Here is a 15660-nt window from a genome sequence, read left to right as displayed (position 1 = left end):
ATCTTTCGTTACAATAAATATACAGTGAAATAAATGGAGGTTATACATAATGAAGCAAGAAACAATGGATATGTTTAAGACTTTGACAGAGTTACAAGGAGCATCGGGCAACGAACATTTAGTTCGTCAATATATGCGAACAGAGTTAGAAAAATATTCGGATGAAATGATCCAAGATCGTTTGGGTGGTGTATTTGGAGTACGAAAAGGAGAAGGACCTAAGGTCATGGTTGCCGGTCATATGGATGAGGTCGGCTTTATGGTCACTCAAATTACCAAGAATGGGATGATTAAATTCCAACCTTTAGGAGGTTGGTGGAATCAAGTCATGTTAGCCCAGCGTGTACAAGTTATGACAGATGCTGGACCTGTTATAGGAGTGATTGGTTCTATTCCTCCTCATAACTTGACGCCAGAACAAAGAGCCAAGCCAATGGAAATTAAAAATATGTTAATTGATGTCGGTGCAGATGATGAAGAGAATGCGAAAGAAATTGGAATTAGACCAGGGCAAACGATCGTTCCCGTGACTCCTTTTACGCCAATGAGCAATGAGAAAAAGATCCTAGCTAAAGCATGGGATAATCGTTATGGCTGTGGACTAGCTATTGAATTGTTGAAAGCATTGGCTGATGAAGAGCTTCCTAATCAACTGTATTCAGGAGCGACCGTTCAAGAAGAGGTAGGTTTACGTGGTGCCCAAGTTGCAGCTAATATGATCAAGCCAGATATCTTTTATGCACTTGATGCATCGCCTGCCAATGATATGTCGGGAGATGATAAAGAATTTGGACAGATTGGTAAAGGTGCTTTGTTACGTATTTTTGACCGATCTATGATTACTCATAAAGGAATGCGTGAATTTGTCTTAGATATTGCCGAAACAAATAAAATCCCATATCAATATTTTATTTCTCAAGGTGGAACAGATGCAGGTCGAGTTCACTTAACAAATGATGGTGTACCTTCAGCGGTTGTTGGTATCTGTTCACGTTATATCCATACCCATGCTTCGATTATCCATGTTGATGATTATGCAGCAGCTAAAGAATTAATCGTTAAGCTAGTTAAACAGACAGATGCCAATATGGTTGAGCAAATAAGAAATAATGCTTAAAAAATAACATTTCCAATGTACCAAAGAAGGAGCTTAATATAAATGGATACAAAGATAATTGTTGGTTCACAAAATCAAGCGAAACTAACGGCTGTTAGACAGGTTTTCCCTGATACCAATGTGATGGGTCAAGCGGCTCCTTCTGGTGTTTCAAATCAACCACTTAGTGATCAGGAAACGTTAACCGGCTCGATAAATCGAGCAAAACATTGTCAAGAATCAGGCGGAAATGTGATTGGAATTGGTTTAGAGGGTGGTGTTATGCAACTTAATGGACAATCCCTTTTATGTAATTGGGGTGCACTAGTTGACCCAAAAGGATTGATTTACATTGCGAGTGGTGCAAGGATCCCATTGCCTGAATCTATTGCTGAGTCACTGCAAGAAGGGCTGGAGTTGGGCGATATTATTGATCAATATGCCAGTAAGATTAATGTTCGTCAAAACGAAGGGGCAATTGGTATTTTAACCAACAATGAATTGAGTAGAAGGACAATGTTTGAACATATTGTCAAGCAATTAAAAGGTCAATATATGTTTGCAAAGTCAGATTAACTAACCGATAAATGGTAATCTATTTAAAGTTCACCAACTTAAATGCCCCCCCTTGTAATTCTAAAATTTCGTAGTATCATGGGAATAGATTATTTCAACAAGAAAGGGGTCGCTTATGTTAAAAAGAGGAATAAGCCTCATCTTCATTAGTAGTTTACCTTTGTTTGCTAGTGGCTGTGGTTTATCAGAAGAAGAAACATTAGAAAATATTAGAGAAACTATTGAAACGGCATTTAATAGTCAACCTTTAGAGCCAAATGAAGAATTTGACAACTTTAATATATATTTTCCTGAGCAGTACACGGTTATTGAGGAATCTGATAGTAATTTGATCTTTAAAGATCAAGATCAAACCTATATTTTGTTTTATAATAGATTAGAAGATACATCAAGTGAAGCCTTTTATTTGGCCGAGAAGGCAAGCGATCAATATGATTTATTGGAAAGTTATCAGGATGAAGATCAATTTGCATATGTGAAAGTTGCTGAGATGGATCGAGACTTTGAATTACAAGTTGGTATTGGCGGGGTTAGAATAACGACCCAAGCACCACTCGATCAATTAGAAGAAGATTTTATTGAAATCGTTAAGATGATTAATTCAATAGAGTTTCACGAACTTGAAGAATAGTTACTAAATATGATTGCATAGCCTCAGTTAACTTGAGTCGAATAAATTCATTCAATTCAAGTTAGCTGAGTTTTTTGTTTTTGACATCTGTCTTGTCAGGTGTATAAACTTAGTGTAAAATAAATAAGAATTAAAAGGGGGAATGAGTTATGAGAACATTTCTAAATAGAAAAAATGTAAAAATATCAGCACATACGTATTTTATAACAGGCTTAAGCTATATGGCACTTGGTCTATTTTCATCACTTATTATTGGACTTATTGTAAATACAATTGGAGAACAAATAGGTTCTTTTTTTGGCGAATCTGAACTTAGTTTATTTTTATTAGAAATTGGTGCTTTTGCAATGGATGGGAAAATTGTTGGGGGTGCGATAGGTGTTGCCATTGGCTACAGTTTACAGGCTCCACCACTTGTTCTATTTTCATCATTATTTGCTGGTGCTTTCGGCTATAGTTTAGGTGGTCCAGTGGGGGCTTATATCAGTGTGCTATTTGCGACAGAAGCTGGAAAATTGATTTCTAAAGAAACAAGAGTAGACATTATCTTAACACCTTTATTGACGATTATGGTAGGATATATGGTAGGCAAATTTATTGGTCCACCTATTGATACTTTAATGACTGGATTAGGTGAAGTGATTAACTGGTCAACGACACAACAGCCTTTTATTATGGGTATCATCGTTTCTTTACTGATGGGCTGGGCATTAACAGCTCCTATTTCTAGTGTAGCGATTGCGGTGATGCTATCATTAGATGGTCTAGCAGCCGGTGCTGCGGTCATTGGTTGTTCGGCACAAATGGTTGGATTTGCAGTAAGTAGCTTCAGAGAAAATGGAGTTGGTGGTTTATTGGCACAGGGGATTGGAACGTCTATGCTTCAAATTGCCAATATACTTAAGAAACCTTTACTTGTGATTCCGCCATCAATCGCATCGATCATTATGGCACCAATTGGAGTCGTGTGGTTTCAAATGACGAATAATGCTTCGGGCGCAGGTATGGGGACATCTGGATTAGTCGGACAAATTATGACATTTCAGATGATGGGTTTCACATTTCCCGTCTTTCTCATGATTTTAGTGGTTCATATTATCGGTCCTGCCTTAATTAGTTTAGGAGTATCTGAATGGATGCGCTCCAAAGGCTGGATTAAATATGGTGATCTAAAATTGTCATATGATTAATATACAGGGGGTAGTTATAATGGAAAAATTACAAACAGAAGAACAATTTTATCAACAAATAAGACCGTCTTTCTTTTCTCGGCAGATTGGTGCCCAGATTGTCGTGTGATTGAACCATTTTTACCAGAATTGGAACAAGAGTTTCAGGATATAACTTTTATTTATGTTGATCGTGATCAATTTATTGATCTTTGTATCAAATATGATATTTTGGGTATCCCAAGCTTTTTAGGATTTGAACAAGGGAAAGAAGTCGCTCGATTTGTGAGTAAAGATCGAAAATCTCGTGAAGAAATTGAAGCTTTCTTAACAAGAGTTAGCGCCGCTTAATTCACTGAAAGTTTAAGTGAGCTTATTCCATTACTCAATGGAACAGGTCAATGCCTTGTCATGGTATAATTTGCTGATTGAGTGTGAGGAAATGGAGCCACTATAAAAGTTGCCAAGAGATGCTTTTATTTTCATATGATTTAAATAGATGGTATAATAATCGTCTAGATTGAAACGTCCTCAAGGAGGAAAAAATGGCTTTAACAACTTTACAACTAAAAAAACGATTGGATCAGAAATTCTCTGATCCAACATGGAAAACGACATTTAAACGTGATGATGATCAATATAGAGTCGAATGGGCTGAAACAGGAAAAGGTGTGACGATCACCTTAGCTAGTGTGATTGCAAAATATGAGCAACGAGGGGATATCGCCATTGATGAGCTTGTTTTTCATATAAAAACATCTTTAAAAATGATGAATCAACACCCTGAGTTAAAGGGAAATGAAAAGCAGATTTACCCTGTTATTCGCAGTACGTCATTTCCAACGGAGTCAAATGCAGGTTTGCCGCTTGTTCATCATGAACATACGGCTGAAACAAGGATTTATTATGCATTAGACTTTGGTCATACTTATCAATTGATTGATGAGCAGCTTGTATCAGAAGCGGGTTGGTCTATTGATCAGCTAAAAGAAATAGCAACTTTTAATATGAAGTCACTTCCAATTGAACTAAAACAAGACTCTGTTGCTGGTAATGATTTTTATTTTATTTCCGCTAATGATGGTTATGATGCGAGTCGAATTTTAAATGTGACTTGGCTAGAAGAGATGAATGAAAAAGTGAAAGGTGAACTTGCCTTAGCTGTTCCACACCAGGATACACTGATTGTAGCAGATGTACAGAATGATATGGGTTACGATATTTTGGGTCAGATGGCGATGCAATATTATGCTGAAGGCCGGGTGCCAATTACGGCATTATCATTTCTCTATGAAAATAAAAAGCTCGAGCCCATCTTCATACTTGCTAAGAAAAAACCACTTAATACAAATGATAATAAAAAGGATGAATAATATGGATGTTTTTTATAACAAAGAGGGAATTGGTGATGTTTTAATTATCCCATTGAAGCAGGGAAACCGTGAGACAACTGGTTTTAATAAATATGGTGATGTGGCTGAAATTTATGATAACGAGACAAACCAAGTGACTGGTTATAATATTTTCAATAGTTCAACATATCTTGAGCTAGCAGATGGAAAACATGAGTTAACCGAGTCTTTATTAGCTTCAATCAATGAGGCTTTTACTGTGAATGGTGTTCCCGAAGCATTGTCGGTCGATTTATCACCTAAATTTGTTATTGGTTATGTAAAGGCGAAGGAAAAACATGAAAATGCTGATAAACTCAGTGTTTGCCAAGTGGATCTAGGTGATGAGACGGTTCAAATTGTTTGTGGAGCACCGAATGTAGCAACAGGTCAACATGTTGTTGTTGCAAAGGTAGGCGCAATTATGCCGAGCGGAATGGAAATCAAGGAAGCTAATCTAAGAGGAGTAGATTCATTTGGAATGATTTGCTCGCAAAAAGAACTTGGATTACCAAATGCCCCTGAGGAGAAAGGAATATATGTGTTAACAGATAATGTTGAAGCAGGGCAGTCCTTCAATTTTTAATTTTTGGCAAAGCGTAAAAGAGTCATCGCTCTTTTACGCTTTTTTAAAATCTGCTAGAATAAGAAGTAAAGTGCTTAATGGAAGAGTGAATATACCATGTTAGATAAATTTATCAATAAATTTAAACATCTCTTTGTTTCTGAAGAGGAATTGAAGTTTGAACAAAAGGATACCGAATCCTTATCCCAACCAAAGGCTAGCCCTTTTGAAGCGAGGGTATCTTATCAATACCCTAAAAAATCGTTTCGTTTTCCAATGCCGGTTGATCCTCCATCTGTTCATGAAGTTCAGAGTAAACAAGAAGATCAAATACAGGTTGAATATGAACAAAAACACGAAGATGAAAATAAGAAACCATTTAAAGCCTCAAATGTGGCTTCACCAATTCATGGTTTTCGAACGCTCGACAGAGTAGAGATGGATCAGATTGATGAACCTGCCTTTTTACGACGTGATCGTGAAATGCGCTTAAAAGATAAAATAGTTGAGCAAAGTTTATTTGAGCAAATTGACAATAAGCCAAATGAAAATGAGGAAGAGCTAAGCTCGAATGAACAAGTGACTGAGAACAGTGATGTAGACAATCAAGAGATTATAGAACAAGAAAGTCCAGTAATTGAAGATCAAATGGAACCAGCTTTGAATCTAGCTGAGTCTGTTGAAGATCAAGATCGAGTCCAATCAAATTCAAATCTCACTGATTCTGTTGAAGATCAAGCAGAGTCAAACTTAAATTTAACTAAGTCTGCTAAAGATCAAAAACGTCAGGAAACGGTTAGTAGCCGAGTAACTAAAACAGGGCAACAGATGAAAAAGAAACCTTTTAATGTGATCATGACACCAAGTGATAAGCGACGTTATCAGCAGAAAAAGCAACAATCAACTCATCCTAAGCAAGATTTACCAAGTCTACATTTGCTCAATGATCTTGCTGGTGCAGTTAAGCAAGATCAGGCTTGGATCGAAGAGCAATCGGTAAAATTAACTGACACCTTAGCTCAATTTAATGTGAAAGCACGTGTTGTCAATGCTATGCAGGGACCAACAGTGACTCGTTTTGAAATTCAACCTGAATCAGGTGTGAAAGTGAGTAAAGTTCGAAATCTAAGTGATGATATTAAATTAAATATGGCGGCAAAGGATATTCGAATTGAAGCACCGATCCCTGGAAAGAATGCGATTGGAATTGAAATTCCAAATGCAGTTGCCTCGCCAGTCGGGTTATATGAAATTTTTAAAACACGTCAATTTAGTCAAGCTAAATCTCCAATGACAATCGGTTTAGGGCTTGATATTTCAGGAAGCCCTATTGTAACGGATATTAAGCGAATGCCCCATGGCTTAATTGCCGGGGCAACGGGTTCAGGAAAAAGTGTGTGTATCAATACGATTTTAACTTCATTGTTATTTAAAGCTACACCAAAGGATGTTCGCTTATTATTAATTGATCCCAAGATGGTTGAGTTAGCACCATACAATGACATCCCGCACCTTGTTTCACCTGTTATTACAGATGTTAAAGCAGCGACGCAAGCTTTAAGATGGGCTGTTGAGGAAATGGAGGCACGCTATCAAAAGTTTGTCAATATGGGTGCTCGTGATATTGAGCGCTATAATCAAAAGATGACTGAACAGAACAACGATCAAGAAAAAATGCCTTATCTTGTGATTGTTATTGATGAGTTAGCTGATCTGATGATGATTGCTCCACAAGATGTTGAAGATTCAATCAGCCGGATTGCACAAAAGGCTAGAGCATGTGGAATTCATTTATTACTTGCCACACAACGTCCGTCAGTCGATGTCATTACCGGCTTAATTAAAGCCAATATCCCAACTCGTATTGCCTTTAGCGTTGCTTCACAAGTCGATTCAAGAACAATGATTGATCAAAATGGTGCTGAACGATTGTTAGGTAAAGGTGACATGTTATTTGTTGAGAATGGAGCAAGAAATCCATTGAGAATTCAAGGTGCTTTTGTTTCTGATGAAGAAATAGAGCGGATCACCAATGATGCTAGAAAGCGTGAATCCGTTGATTATTTATTTGAACAAGAAGATTTATTACAGAAAGTTGAACAAGAGGATAATGAAGATGAGTTATATGATGAAGCAGTTGCTTTTGTACTGGATCACAAGAGTGCCTCAACTTCTTTATTGCAAAGGCGTTTTAAAATCGGTTATAATCGAGCAGCTCGGTTGATTGACTCATTAGAATATAATGGAATTATATCTGGACAAAATGGCAGTAAACCTCGAACGTTATTAGTATCAAAGGAAGAATACAATCCACTATAGTGAGGATTGTATTCTGTTTAAAGGTATTGAATGTTTCATTGAAGCTGTATCGTGAGTTTAACTGTCTAGAGGAGTCAGCCACTAATAATAGGCTGTAATAAAATACTCACCGATTGAAGTTTCACTTTGTCAAGATTTGACTTGAGTAATATGCGGTTTTCTTATATGATAAACAAAACGAAAACAAACTTTTGGATAAGTTAACGAGGAGTTTTGACCAATGGAAAAAGAATTCACAATGAAAGTAAATGGTGAAATTGATCGTTTAACGAATAAAACATTTAAATTCGATCAACGTCTTAAAGAGGGTTGGTTTTCAGCTGTCTATTTTTTAAAGACAAAAGAAATAGCTGAGAAAAAGAAGCCTGATAATGAAGTTGTTATGCAGTTTTTCCAAAAAGATGAGGCTGTTTTATGCGGAACAGATGAAGCAATTGCACTTATACATACTTTTGCTGACAAACCCGAACAGCTTGAAATATATTCATTAAAAGATGGGGATAAAATATCACCATTTGAGACGGTGTTGACGATTAAAGGTCCTTATCAATCCTTTGGTTATTTAGAAGGCGTTATTGACGGTATTTTAGCTAGACGAACGTCCGTCGCAACGAATGTATATAATGTTGTGAAGGCAGGTAGAACTTCAGGTAAGCAGAAACCGATCATCTTCATGGGAGATCGTGATGATCATTATACGCAACAAGCAGGCGATGGCTATGCCGCTTTTATTGGCGGATCTACGGCACAAGCGACCCATGCGATGAATGAATGGTGGGGCAAGACGGGAATGGGAACGATGCCTCATGCGTTAATTCAATTATTTGAAGGGGATATTGTTAGTGTGACTAAAGCTTATCATGAAGTTTATCCTCAAGATGATTTAACTGTTCTAATTGATTATAATAATGATGTGATCACTGATGCCTTAAAGGTTGCTCGTGAGTTTGGTGAGACATTGAAATGTGTCCGCCTAGATACGTCAGGAAACATGGTGGACAAATATTTCTTAAGAAATGCTCATCTGTTGGGTAAATTTGATCCACGAGGTGTAAATCCTGAGCTTATTTTTGCTTTACGTCAAGCGTTAGATAATGAAGGCTATCACCATGTTAAGATTATGGCCAGTGGTGGTTTTACTGAAGAAAAAATTCGCATGTTTGAGAAAAGAAATGTTCCGGTTGATTTGTACGGTGTCGGGAGAAGCCTGTTGGAAATCAATATCGGCTTTACTGGAGATAATGTCATTTTAAATGGGAAGTCTGAATCAAAGGCTGGACGACAGTATCAACCGAATCCAAGATTAGAAAAAGTAATATATCAAAAATAAAGTCTGTTCATTCTGTTTAAAGACTCTTTTTGTGCTATAATACTTAATTGTACAATGGTTAACTATATATTTTATAAGAGCAGAAAACTCTTGGAGGTACACATTTATGACGATTTACCATTTTATTGGCATTAAAGGGACGGGTATGAGCGCGTTAGCGCATATATTATATGATGCTGGCAACAATGTTCAAGGTTCAGATGTCAAAAAAACGTTTTTCACAGATGCAGCATTAAAAGAAAAAAATATACCGATTTTTCCATTTTCCAAAGATAATATAAAAGAAGGTTTAACGGTGATCGCTGGAAATGCTTTTAAAGATGACCATGAAGAGATTGTTGAAGCAAAAAGGTTAGGTCTACCTATTTATCGCTATCATGACTTTTTGGGTCAATGGTTAAAGGACTACAAAAGTGTTGCGGTTACTGGCTCACATGGCAAAACATCAACGACTGGTTTGCTGGCGCATGTCCTTAATCAAACTCATCCGATTTCATATTTGATCGGTGATGGAACAGGATTAGGACATCAAGATAGTGAATATTTTGTTTTTGAGGCTTGTGAGTATAAAAGACATTTCTTAGCTTATCAACCTGATTATTTGATTATGACGAATATTGATTTTGATCATCCTGATTACTTTACGAGTATCGACGATGTCTTTTCAGCTTTTCAAGAGATGGCTGAGCAAGTTAAACAAGGTATTATTGCTTATGGTGATGATGATTATCTACAAAAGATCCAAGCCAAGGTTCCCGTTATGTATTATGGATTTGCTGATACAAATGATTTTCAAGCAAAAAATGTTATTGAAATTGACGAAGGCACACAATTTGATGTCTATGTTCGTCATCATTTTTATCAGACCTTTACGATTCCAATGTATGGCAATCATAATATCCTAAATGCACTAGCTGTTATTGCTTTATGTCATTATGAAGGAATCAAAGCTGAAGATATGAAACATCTAGCAACATTTACAGGTGTGAAAAGACGATTTTCAGAAAAAACGTTTAATAACCAAATAATTATCGATGATTATGCCCATCATCCAAAGGAAATCGAAGCGACAATTGACGCGATCAGAAAAAAATACCCTGATCGTAAGATTTCAGCTATTTTCCAACCTCACACGTATACCCGAACCAAAATGTTTTTACAGGAATTTGCCGAGACATTAAAGTTAGCGGATGAAGTTTATTTATGTGATATCTTTGGTTCAGCTCGTGAAGCAAATAAAAAATTAACGATTGAGGACTTACAAGCACTAATTCCTGGTAGTCAATTGTTGACCATCGATTCGACGGATAAGCTTAAAGAAAATAGTGAGGGTGTTTTAGTTTTTATGGGTGCTGGTGATATTCAAAAGTATCAAGAAGCATACGAAGCAACATTTAAATGAATATGAAAAGGAGAGAAAAAACCACTTAAAAGTAAAATGACAACTAATTGTATCATTAAGTGGTTTTTTCTATGTATAAACTTTTTAAATATGATCATTTTATTAAAAGGGTAGGTTTAGTTATGGGTCAAACGGGTAAATATCAATAAGCCATTTTTATCATTTAAAATACATAGAAAAGGAGTGGATAAATCTGATGGAAAACCTTCTTTATATTGCTGCATTTATTTTTGCACTCGCATTTGTTGCCTTAGTTATATACTTAATTAAAGTTTTAAAAGAAACTGAACGAACAATGGCTAATGTCGCGAACACATTGGAAGGCTTAGAAACCCAAATGGAAGGTATCACTACTGAAACAACAATATTATTGAATCGTACCAATACGTTAGCTGAAGACATTAACCAAAAGTCTCAGCGTTTAAACGTTTTAGTAGATAGTATTAGCGGTTTAGGTAAAACGATTACAGGATTTAATCAGTCACTTCAACAAGTATCTGATTCTATTGCTGGAGTTGCCTTAGAAAACAAGGAGGAAACCGCACAAATTGTTAAATGGGGTACCATTGTCATGGAGTTATTTAACAAGAGAAAAAGTAAAAAAAATAATGAATTATAAAACGGGAGGAATGATCGTATGACAAATCAAGAAAATAAATCAAATGATAACATTAATGCGAAAGACTTTTTAATTGGTTCATTAGTTGGGACATTAGTTGGGGCTTCATTAGCCTTATTATTTGCTCCTAAATCTGGTAAGGAATTACGTGACGATATTAATAAAGGGGCTCATGACTTAAAGGATAAGGCATATGAGTGGAAAGATGTTGCTTATGAAAAAACAGATGAATTCAAAAATTACGCGAAAGAACAAACAGCTCACCTACAACAAGTAGTTAATGAAAAATCGCAAGATCTTCAAGATAAATACCAAGAAACAAAGCAGTCTTTACAAGAAAAGATTAATCAAGCTCAAGGTGAAGTAGAGGATAAAGCAGATGATATGGCGGATAAAGCTGATGAATTAAAAAGAACCGCTAAGAAAAAAGCAAAGGCAACTGAAAAAGCGGCTGGTGATGTAAAGGACACTGTTCAAGAATCGGTTAAAGAAGTTGTTGAAACTGAGAAAGAAGCGGCTACTGACATTGCTGAAGCCTTTCAAGAAGCAGCAGAAGATGTGAAAGATAAATAAGATGAATTTATAAGCAAGTGGGGACTTACAGTTGTTAACCTGTAGTTAATTTATTCATAAGTCCTTACCAATAAAATAGATGTAGAAAACGATGATTTGTTTTCTACATCTATTTTTGAGCTTAGAATAGATCTTTTTTTATCCTCTAGATCGAGTGCTTTGTTTAGCATTAAATTAATATTAAATATGATTCCTCATAGTTGTACATAAAACGAAACTTCAATCAGTGGGAGTGCGAAAACGCTTGTGTGACCAACATCGTGGGACTGTGGTTACTCGCCCCATCGAAACCCATTGTTGGCCTGAGTTTTACGGACGGTTATCTGTGATAAATTTAAAGCTAACTAAAATTTGATTTCAATCTGATCATTATCAACTAATGAGTCAAGGAAAGTTGCTGGTTCACTATTTTTTAGAATGGTCACATTTCCTTTTACTTTAGATAAATCGATTGAAATAAATCGAAATAGATCTTGAAAAATAAAACTTTGATCTTCAAGTTCTTGAATTGAAAGTCTTGCTTCTGGATCGATTAAATCTGTCCGCTCTAACGGTTGATTATCTTGTAGAAGAGTTAAAACTTGTTTAGCAAGTGTGACTTTTTCGCCATTATAGATGACATTTATCTTAGTCTCTGACTTAATATTTAATGCGCTTAACAAATTTTCTACAGAAACCTTTTTTGATGGTGAAAAAGTGATTTGATCATTTGGCATCAATGGCTGGTTTAACTGTGCCTTGCTATTATTCACTTTCAAATGTGCTGAAAATTGATCTAATTCAACTTTTCGGTTATCAAGATAAATGGTATAGGGTGAAAGATCATTCAATATTGATTTTTTACCCGCTTTTTCAATCCAATCGGCTAATGTTTCTGTTTTGACTATGCTGATCCGGTCATGGTCTTTTAATACATAATCAAGTTTTACTTGCTTATCATTGATAATAAAACTGGGTTCAATGGTATAGGGCTCTCCATTAAAAGTAATAGAAAAGCGATTATAATCATCGATAATTTCCTTTAAAGTGACATGAGGTTCCTCTCCATCTTGTCCTTTTTGAATGTTGAGTTTATCACCATGCTTAATGGGATGATCAACATCAATAGCTTTACCATTCAAATGTACTTGAGGAGGTTGCCCATATGTACCTGGCAGGGTGATATTCCGATCGTTAAATGTAACCATGTAAGCCATCCCTGGGCGCCCAAACATCTTATCAATATGTATACCAGCAGCCAATAAACAATCGCCAACTGTTAATTGCTTCATATCAAACAAGCGAACAGCTCGATCATTAACTGTGACACTAATGTAGTGGACAGGATTTTGTTTAGCAGCAATGCCAATCCCAATGGGTGTAATAAAGGTTGGACCTGGTGGAATCTCAACTAATGTTTCGAGATTCTGAATCGCATCGATTCCTCGAGTCGCTACACGATTATCTGGCAAATTTAATTTTCGAGCAATCACATGTGTTAATTTTGGTGTTAAGCTCCCACCACCAACTAACATGACTGCTTTAGGTGGTCGATTATTTAAGGAAATGATTTGATCAGCAATTTGCTGCGCAAGTGTTTCAATTGCTGGAGTAATACTTTTGGCTAATTCATCAAGTGTTACTGTCTCTTCAAAACCTAAGATATCTGTTAGTGTGGCTTCACCATGTTCTGTTAAATCGCGTTTTACGCGCTCTGCTTCGTTAAAATCTAATAAATATTGGTCACTTATTGCTTCAGTGATTTCGTCTCCAGCTTTGGAGACCATTCCATAAGCGGTTATTGTCCCTTCATCAGTTAAGGCAATATCGCTTGTACCTGCACCAATATCAACTAAAGCAATATTTAAGCGTCGCATTGACTCAGGGATTAAGACATTAATCGTTGCAATCGGCTCAAGTGTTAGAGCTTCCATTTCTAAATCTGCACGTTGCAAAGCTGAAAGTAGCGATTCGACTACAATCTTTGGTAAGAAGGTTGCGATAATTTCAACCTCTGCTATTTTTCCTTGCTGATCAATTAATGATCCGATTAAATCATTATCTAATCGGTATTGGAGGACAGAATATCCAACGCAATAATAATGTGTTTGATTATTAAGGTTTTTCTCTTCGATTGCTAGATCATGCTGAGCTTGTTGAACCGCACTTAATTCTAGAAAAAGAATATCTTCCTTTTCCATGAGGGGATGTTGATCAATATTTTTGGTGATTTTTGTTCGTTTAGTTTTTAAGGCGCGTCCAGCAGCAGCAACACAAACTTTGTCTAATTTGATAGAATGTCTATTTTCTAATTCTGTTTTAACTTTTCTAATCACTTCAGATACGAGCACAACATCATGAATTTGTCCATCTAACATTGAGCGTTCCTCATGCTCAATCATGACATAATCGATTAGCTTATAACCTTGATCATTCACCTCTAACAATAATCCGATAACTGATCTTGTCCCAATATCTAGTGTGAAAATAGTATTATCCATCGCTTTTATCCTTTCTGTACCCATGCTTTTCATTATAATTTTACCAGATTTTCAATGATTCGTATAATAATTATAAAATACTTGTTGGCGTCTGTACACCAAGGGATAGAATGGTGAAGCATTTTCATTATGGTAATGACAATAAAAATAATTTAAAGAAAATACAAAATATTAAAACAATATAGTGACAAGAACGAAATAATTAGCTATAATGATCTCTAATTATTCAACAATTAACAAGTCATATCTAATTGGTTTTATGATTTCATCATTTATTGTTTAAACAATAAATGATGAGAATGGTTTATTGTCCTTCTATATACTAACAGATAGGATAAGACTTATCGATGACCGTATAAGGAAACCTAAAGTTTTCGTCATGAAGATTTGGCGACTATTTAATTTATTTAATAAACATATTATTTTTAGGGGGGAGTTCAATTGAGTAAAACGAAACTAGAACAATTAAGAGAAGAACTGGATCAAGTTAATTTAGAAATATTAGACTTGATCAACAAACGTGGAGCGATTGTAAAGGAAACGGCACAGGCAAAGGAGAATTATGGTGCTGATAAAAAGTATGATCCTGTTCGTGAACGTGATATGTTAGAGTTAATCAAGAAGAAGAACGATGGCCCATTTAAAAATGCTACCATTATTCATCTGTTTAAAGAGATTTTTAAAGCAGGATTAGAATTACAAGAAAAGGATTATAGTAAAGAATTGCTTGTATCTAGAAAAAGAAAAACAGAAGATACGATTATTGATATTAATGGAGCTAAATTTGGCAGTGATGAGCCACGGTTTATTTTTGGTCCTTGTGCGGTTGAAAGTTACGAACAAGTCGCACAAGTTGCTGAGCAAATCAAAAAGAAAGGTTTGAAAATTATTCGTGGCGGTGCTTTTAAGCCACGAACATCTCCGTATGATTTTCAAGGTTTAGGGTTTGATGGATTAAAAATATTGAAGGAAATTTCCGAACAGTATGGTTTAGCCGTCGTAAGTGAAGTTGTGAGCCCGGCGGATGTTGAGAAAGCAGCTGAATATTTGGATGTGATTCAAATTGGGGCTCGTAATATGCAAAATTTTGAATTGTTAAAAGCGGCCGGTGAGGTAAATAAACCGATTGTCTTAAAAAGAGGGATGTCAGCTACCGTTTCTGATTTTATTAATGCAGCTGAATATATTCATTCACGTGGTAATGGAGAAATTATCTTATGTGAACGTGGGATTCGAACTTATGAAACATCGACAAGGAACACGCTTGATATTACTTCCGTTCCGATCTTAAAACAAGAAACGCATTTGCCAGTCATCGTTGATGTGACACACTCTACGGGTCGTCGTGATCTTCTTATACCAGCAGCAAAAGCAGCCTTAGCAATTGGAGCTAATGGTATTATGGCTGAAGTTCATCCTGACCCAGCCGTAGCATTGTCAGATGCACAACAACAAATGGATTTTGATCAATTTGATCAGTTTATGTCAGAGGTTGTCGAGAAAAAGTAA

The 15660-nt window shown here is 36.0% G+C and carries 13 protein-coding genes and 1 pseudogene; 13 read left to right on the top strand and 1 reads right to left on the bottom strand.

What is annotated here, in order from left to right; all coding sequences use genetic code 11:
- Positions 1 to 49: 49 nt before the first annotated feature.
- The 12 genes and pseudogenes from ACS127_RS16650 to ACS127_RS16595 all read left to right on the top strand — a co-directional run bounded on the left by ACS127_RS16650 (position 50) and on the right by ACS127_RS16595 (position 11671).
- Positions 50 to 1117 (top strand): M42 family metallopeptidase, encoded by a 1068-nt coding sequence (locus ACS127_RS16650; protein WP_440896138.1) that lies wholly within the window; start codon positions 50 to 52, stop codon positions 1115 to 1117.
- Between the two features lie 42 nt (positions 1118 to 1159).
- Entirely contained in the window at positions 1160 to 1672 is a 513-nt protein-coding gene (locus ACS127_RS16645; protein WP_440896137.1) for a DUF84 family protein, read from the top strand.
- Between the two features lie 115 nt (positions 1673 to 1787).
- On the top strand, positions 1788 to 2303 hold the full coding sequence (locus tag ACS127_RS16640; RefSeq protein ID WP_440896136.1) for a hypothetical protein: 516 nt from the start codon (positions 1788 to 1790) through the stop codon (positions 2301 to 2303).
- A 149-nt stretch (positions 2304 to 2452) separates the two neighbouring features.
- A complete protein-coding gene (locus ACS127_RS16635) occupies positions 2453 to 3493 on the top strand; it encodes a PTS transporter subunit IIC (RefSeq protein ID WP_440896135.1) in 1041 nt (346 codons plus the stop codon).
- A gap of 19 nt (positions 3494 to 3512) precedes the next feature.
- Positions 3513 to 3823, top strand: a pseudogene (locus tag ACS127_RS16630) (thioredoxin family protein).
- A 194-nt stretch (positions 3824 to 4017) separates the two neighbouring features.
- Entirely contained in the window at positions 4018 to 4845 is an 828-nt protein-coding gene (locus ACS127_RS16625; RefSeq protein WP_440896134.1) for a DUF1444 domain-containing protein, read from the top strand.
- A 1-nt stretch (position 4846) separates the two neighbouring features.
- A complete protein-coding gene (ytpR, locus tag ACS127_RS16620; RefSeq protein WP_440896133.1) occupies positions 4847 to 5449 on the top strand; it encodes a YtpR family tRNA-binding protein in 603 nt (200 codons plus the stop codon).
- 96 nt (positions 5450 to 5545) lie between these two features.
- The gene (locus ACS127_RS16615) at positions 5546 to 7747 is read left to right on the top strand and encodes a DNA translocase FtsK (RefSeq protein ID WP_440896132.1); all 2202 of its coding nucleotides are present in this window, start codon (positions 5546 to 5548) and stop codon (positions 7745 to 7747) included.
- A gap of 220 nt (positions 7748 to 7967) precedes the next feature.
- Entirely contained in the window at positions 7968 to 9077 is a 1110-nt protein-coding gene (locus ACS127_RS16610) for a nicotinate phosphoribosyltransferase (protein ID WP_440896131.1), read from the top strand.
- Between the two features lie 106 nt (positions 9078 to 9183).
- A complete protein-coding gene (gene murC / locus ACS127_RS16605) occupies positions 9184 to 10479 on the top strand; it encodes a UDP-N-acetylmuramate--L-alanine ligase (protein WP_440896130.1) in 1296 nt (431 codons plus the stop codon).
- A 196-nt stretch (positions 10480 to 10675) separates the two neighbouring features.
- Positions 10676 to 11098 carry a DUF948 domain-containing protein gene (locus ACS127_RS16600; protein ID WP_440896129.1) on the top strand — a complete coding sequence of 141 codons (423 nt, stop codon included), beginning with the start codon at positions 10676 to 10678 and terminating at the stop codon, positions 11096 to 11098.
- Positions 11099 to 11116: 18 nt separating this feature from the next.
- Positions 11117 to 11671, top strand: a complete 555-nt coding sequence (locus ACS127_RS16595; RefSeq protein ID WP_440896128.1) for a YtxH domain-containing protein — start codon at positions 11117 to 11119, stop codon at positions 11669 to 11671.
- Positions 11672 to 12015: 344 nt separating this feature from the next.
- Here the strand turns inward: ACS127_RS16595 and pilM are convergent, their stop codons facing one another.
- On the bottom strand, positions 12016 to 14151 hold the full coding sequence (pilM, locus tag ACS127_RS16590; protein WP_440896127.1) for a pilus assembly protein PilM: 2136 nt from the start codon (positions 14149 to 14151) through the stop codon (positions 12016 to 12018).
- Between the two features lie 441 nt (positions 14152 to 14592).
- On the opposite strand from pilM, the gene ACS127_RS16585 reads away from it, so the two are divergent.
- Complete coding sequence (locus ACS127_RS16585; protein ID WP_440896126.1) at positions 14593 to 15660, top strand: bifunctional 3-deoxy-7-phosphoheptulonate synthase/chorismate mutase; 1068 nt, start codon at positions 14593 to 14595, stop codon at positions 15658 to 15660.

The organism is Amphibacillus sp. Q70, from assembly GCF_052055485.1.
Lineage (GTDB): Bacteria > Bacillota > Bacilli > Bacillales > Amphibacillaceae > Amphibacillus.
Note: the sequence above shows the minus strand (reverse complement) of the source record. Positions and strands in the feature narration are given on the sequence as shown.

Bases quoted from the DNA above. Each gene is read 5' to 3' on its own strand.
- ACS127_RS16650 (WP_440896138.1), top strand. From the start codon at position 50: ATGAAGCAAGAAACAATGGATATGTTTAAGACTTTGACAGAGTTACAA.
- ACS127_RS16645 (WP_440896137.1), top strand. From the start codon at position 1,160: ATGGATACAAAGATAATTGTTGGTTCACAAAATCAAGCGAAACTAACG.
- ACS127_RS16640 (WP_440896136.1), top strand. From the start codon at position 1,788: ATGTTAAAAAGAGGAATAAGCCTCATCTTCATTAGTAGTTTACCTTTG.
- ACS127_RS16635 (WP_440896135.1), top strand. From the start codon at position 2,453: ATGAGAACATTTCTAAATAGAAAAAATGTAAAAATATCAGCACATACG.
- ACS127_RS16625 (WP_440896134.1), top strand. From the start codon at position 4,018: ATGGCTTTAACAACTTTACAACTAAAAAAACGATTGGATCAGAAATTC.
- ytpR (WP_440896133.1), top strand. From the start codon at position 4,847: ATGGATGTTTTTTATAACAAAGAGGGAATTGGTGATGTTTTAATTATC.
- ACS127_RS16615 (WP_440896132.1), top strand. From the start codon at position 5,546: ATGTTAGATAAATTTATCAATAAATTTAAACATCTCTTTGTTTCTGAA.
- ACS127_RS16610 (WP_440896131.1), top strand. From the start codon at position 7,968: ATGGAAAAAGAATTCACAATGAAAGTAAATGGTGAAATTGATCGTTTA.
- murC (WP_440896130.1), top strand. From the start codon at position 9,184: ATGACGATTTACCATTTTATTGGCATTAAAGGGACGGGTATGAGCGCG.
- ACS127_RS16600 (WP_440896129.1), top strand. From the start codon at position 10,676: ATGGAAAACCTTCTTTATATTGCTGCATTTATTTTTGCACTCGCATTT.
- ACS127_RS16595 (WP_440896128.1), top strand. From the start codon at position 11,117: ATGACAAATCAAGAAAATAAATCAAATGATAACATTAATGCGAAAGAC.
- pilM (WP_440896127.1), bottom strand. From the start codon at position 14,151: ATGGATAATACTATTTTCACACTAGATATTGGGACAAGATCAGTTATC.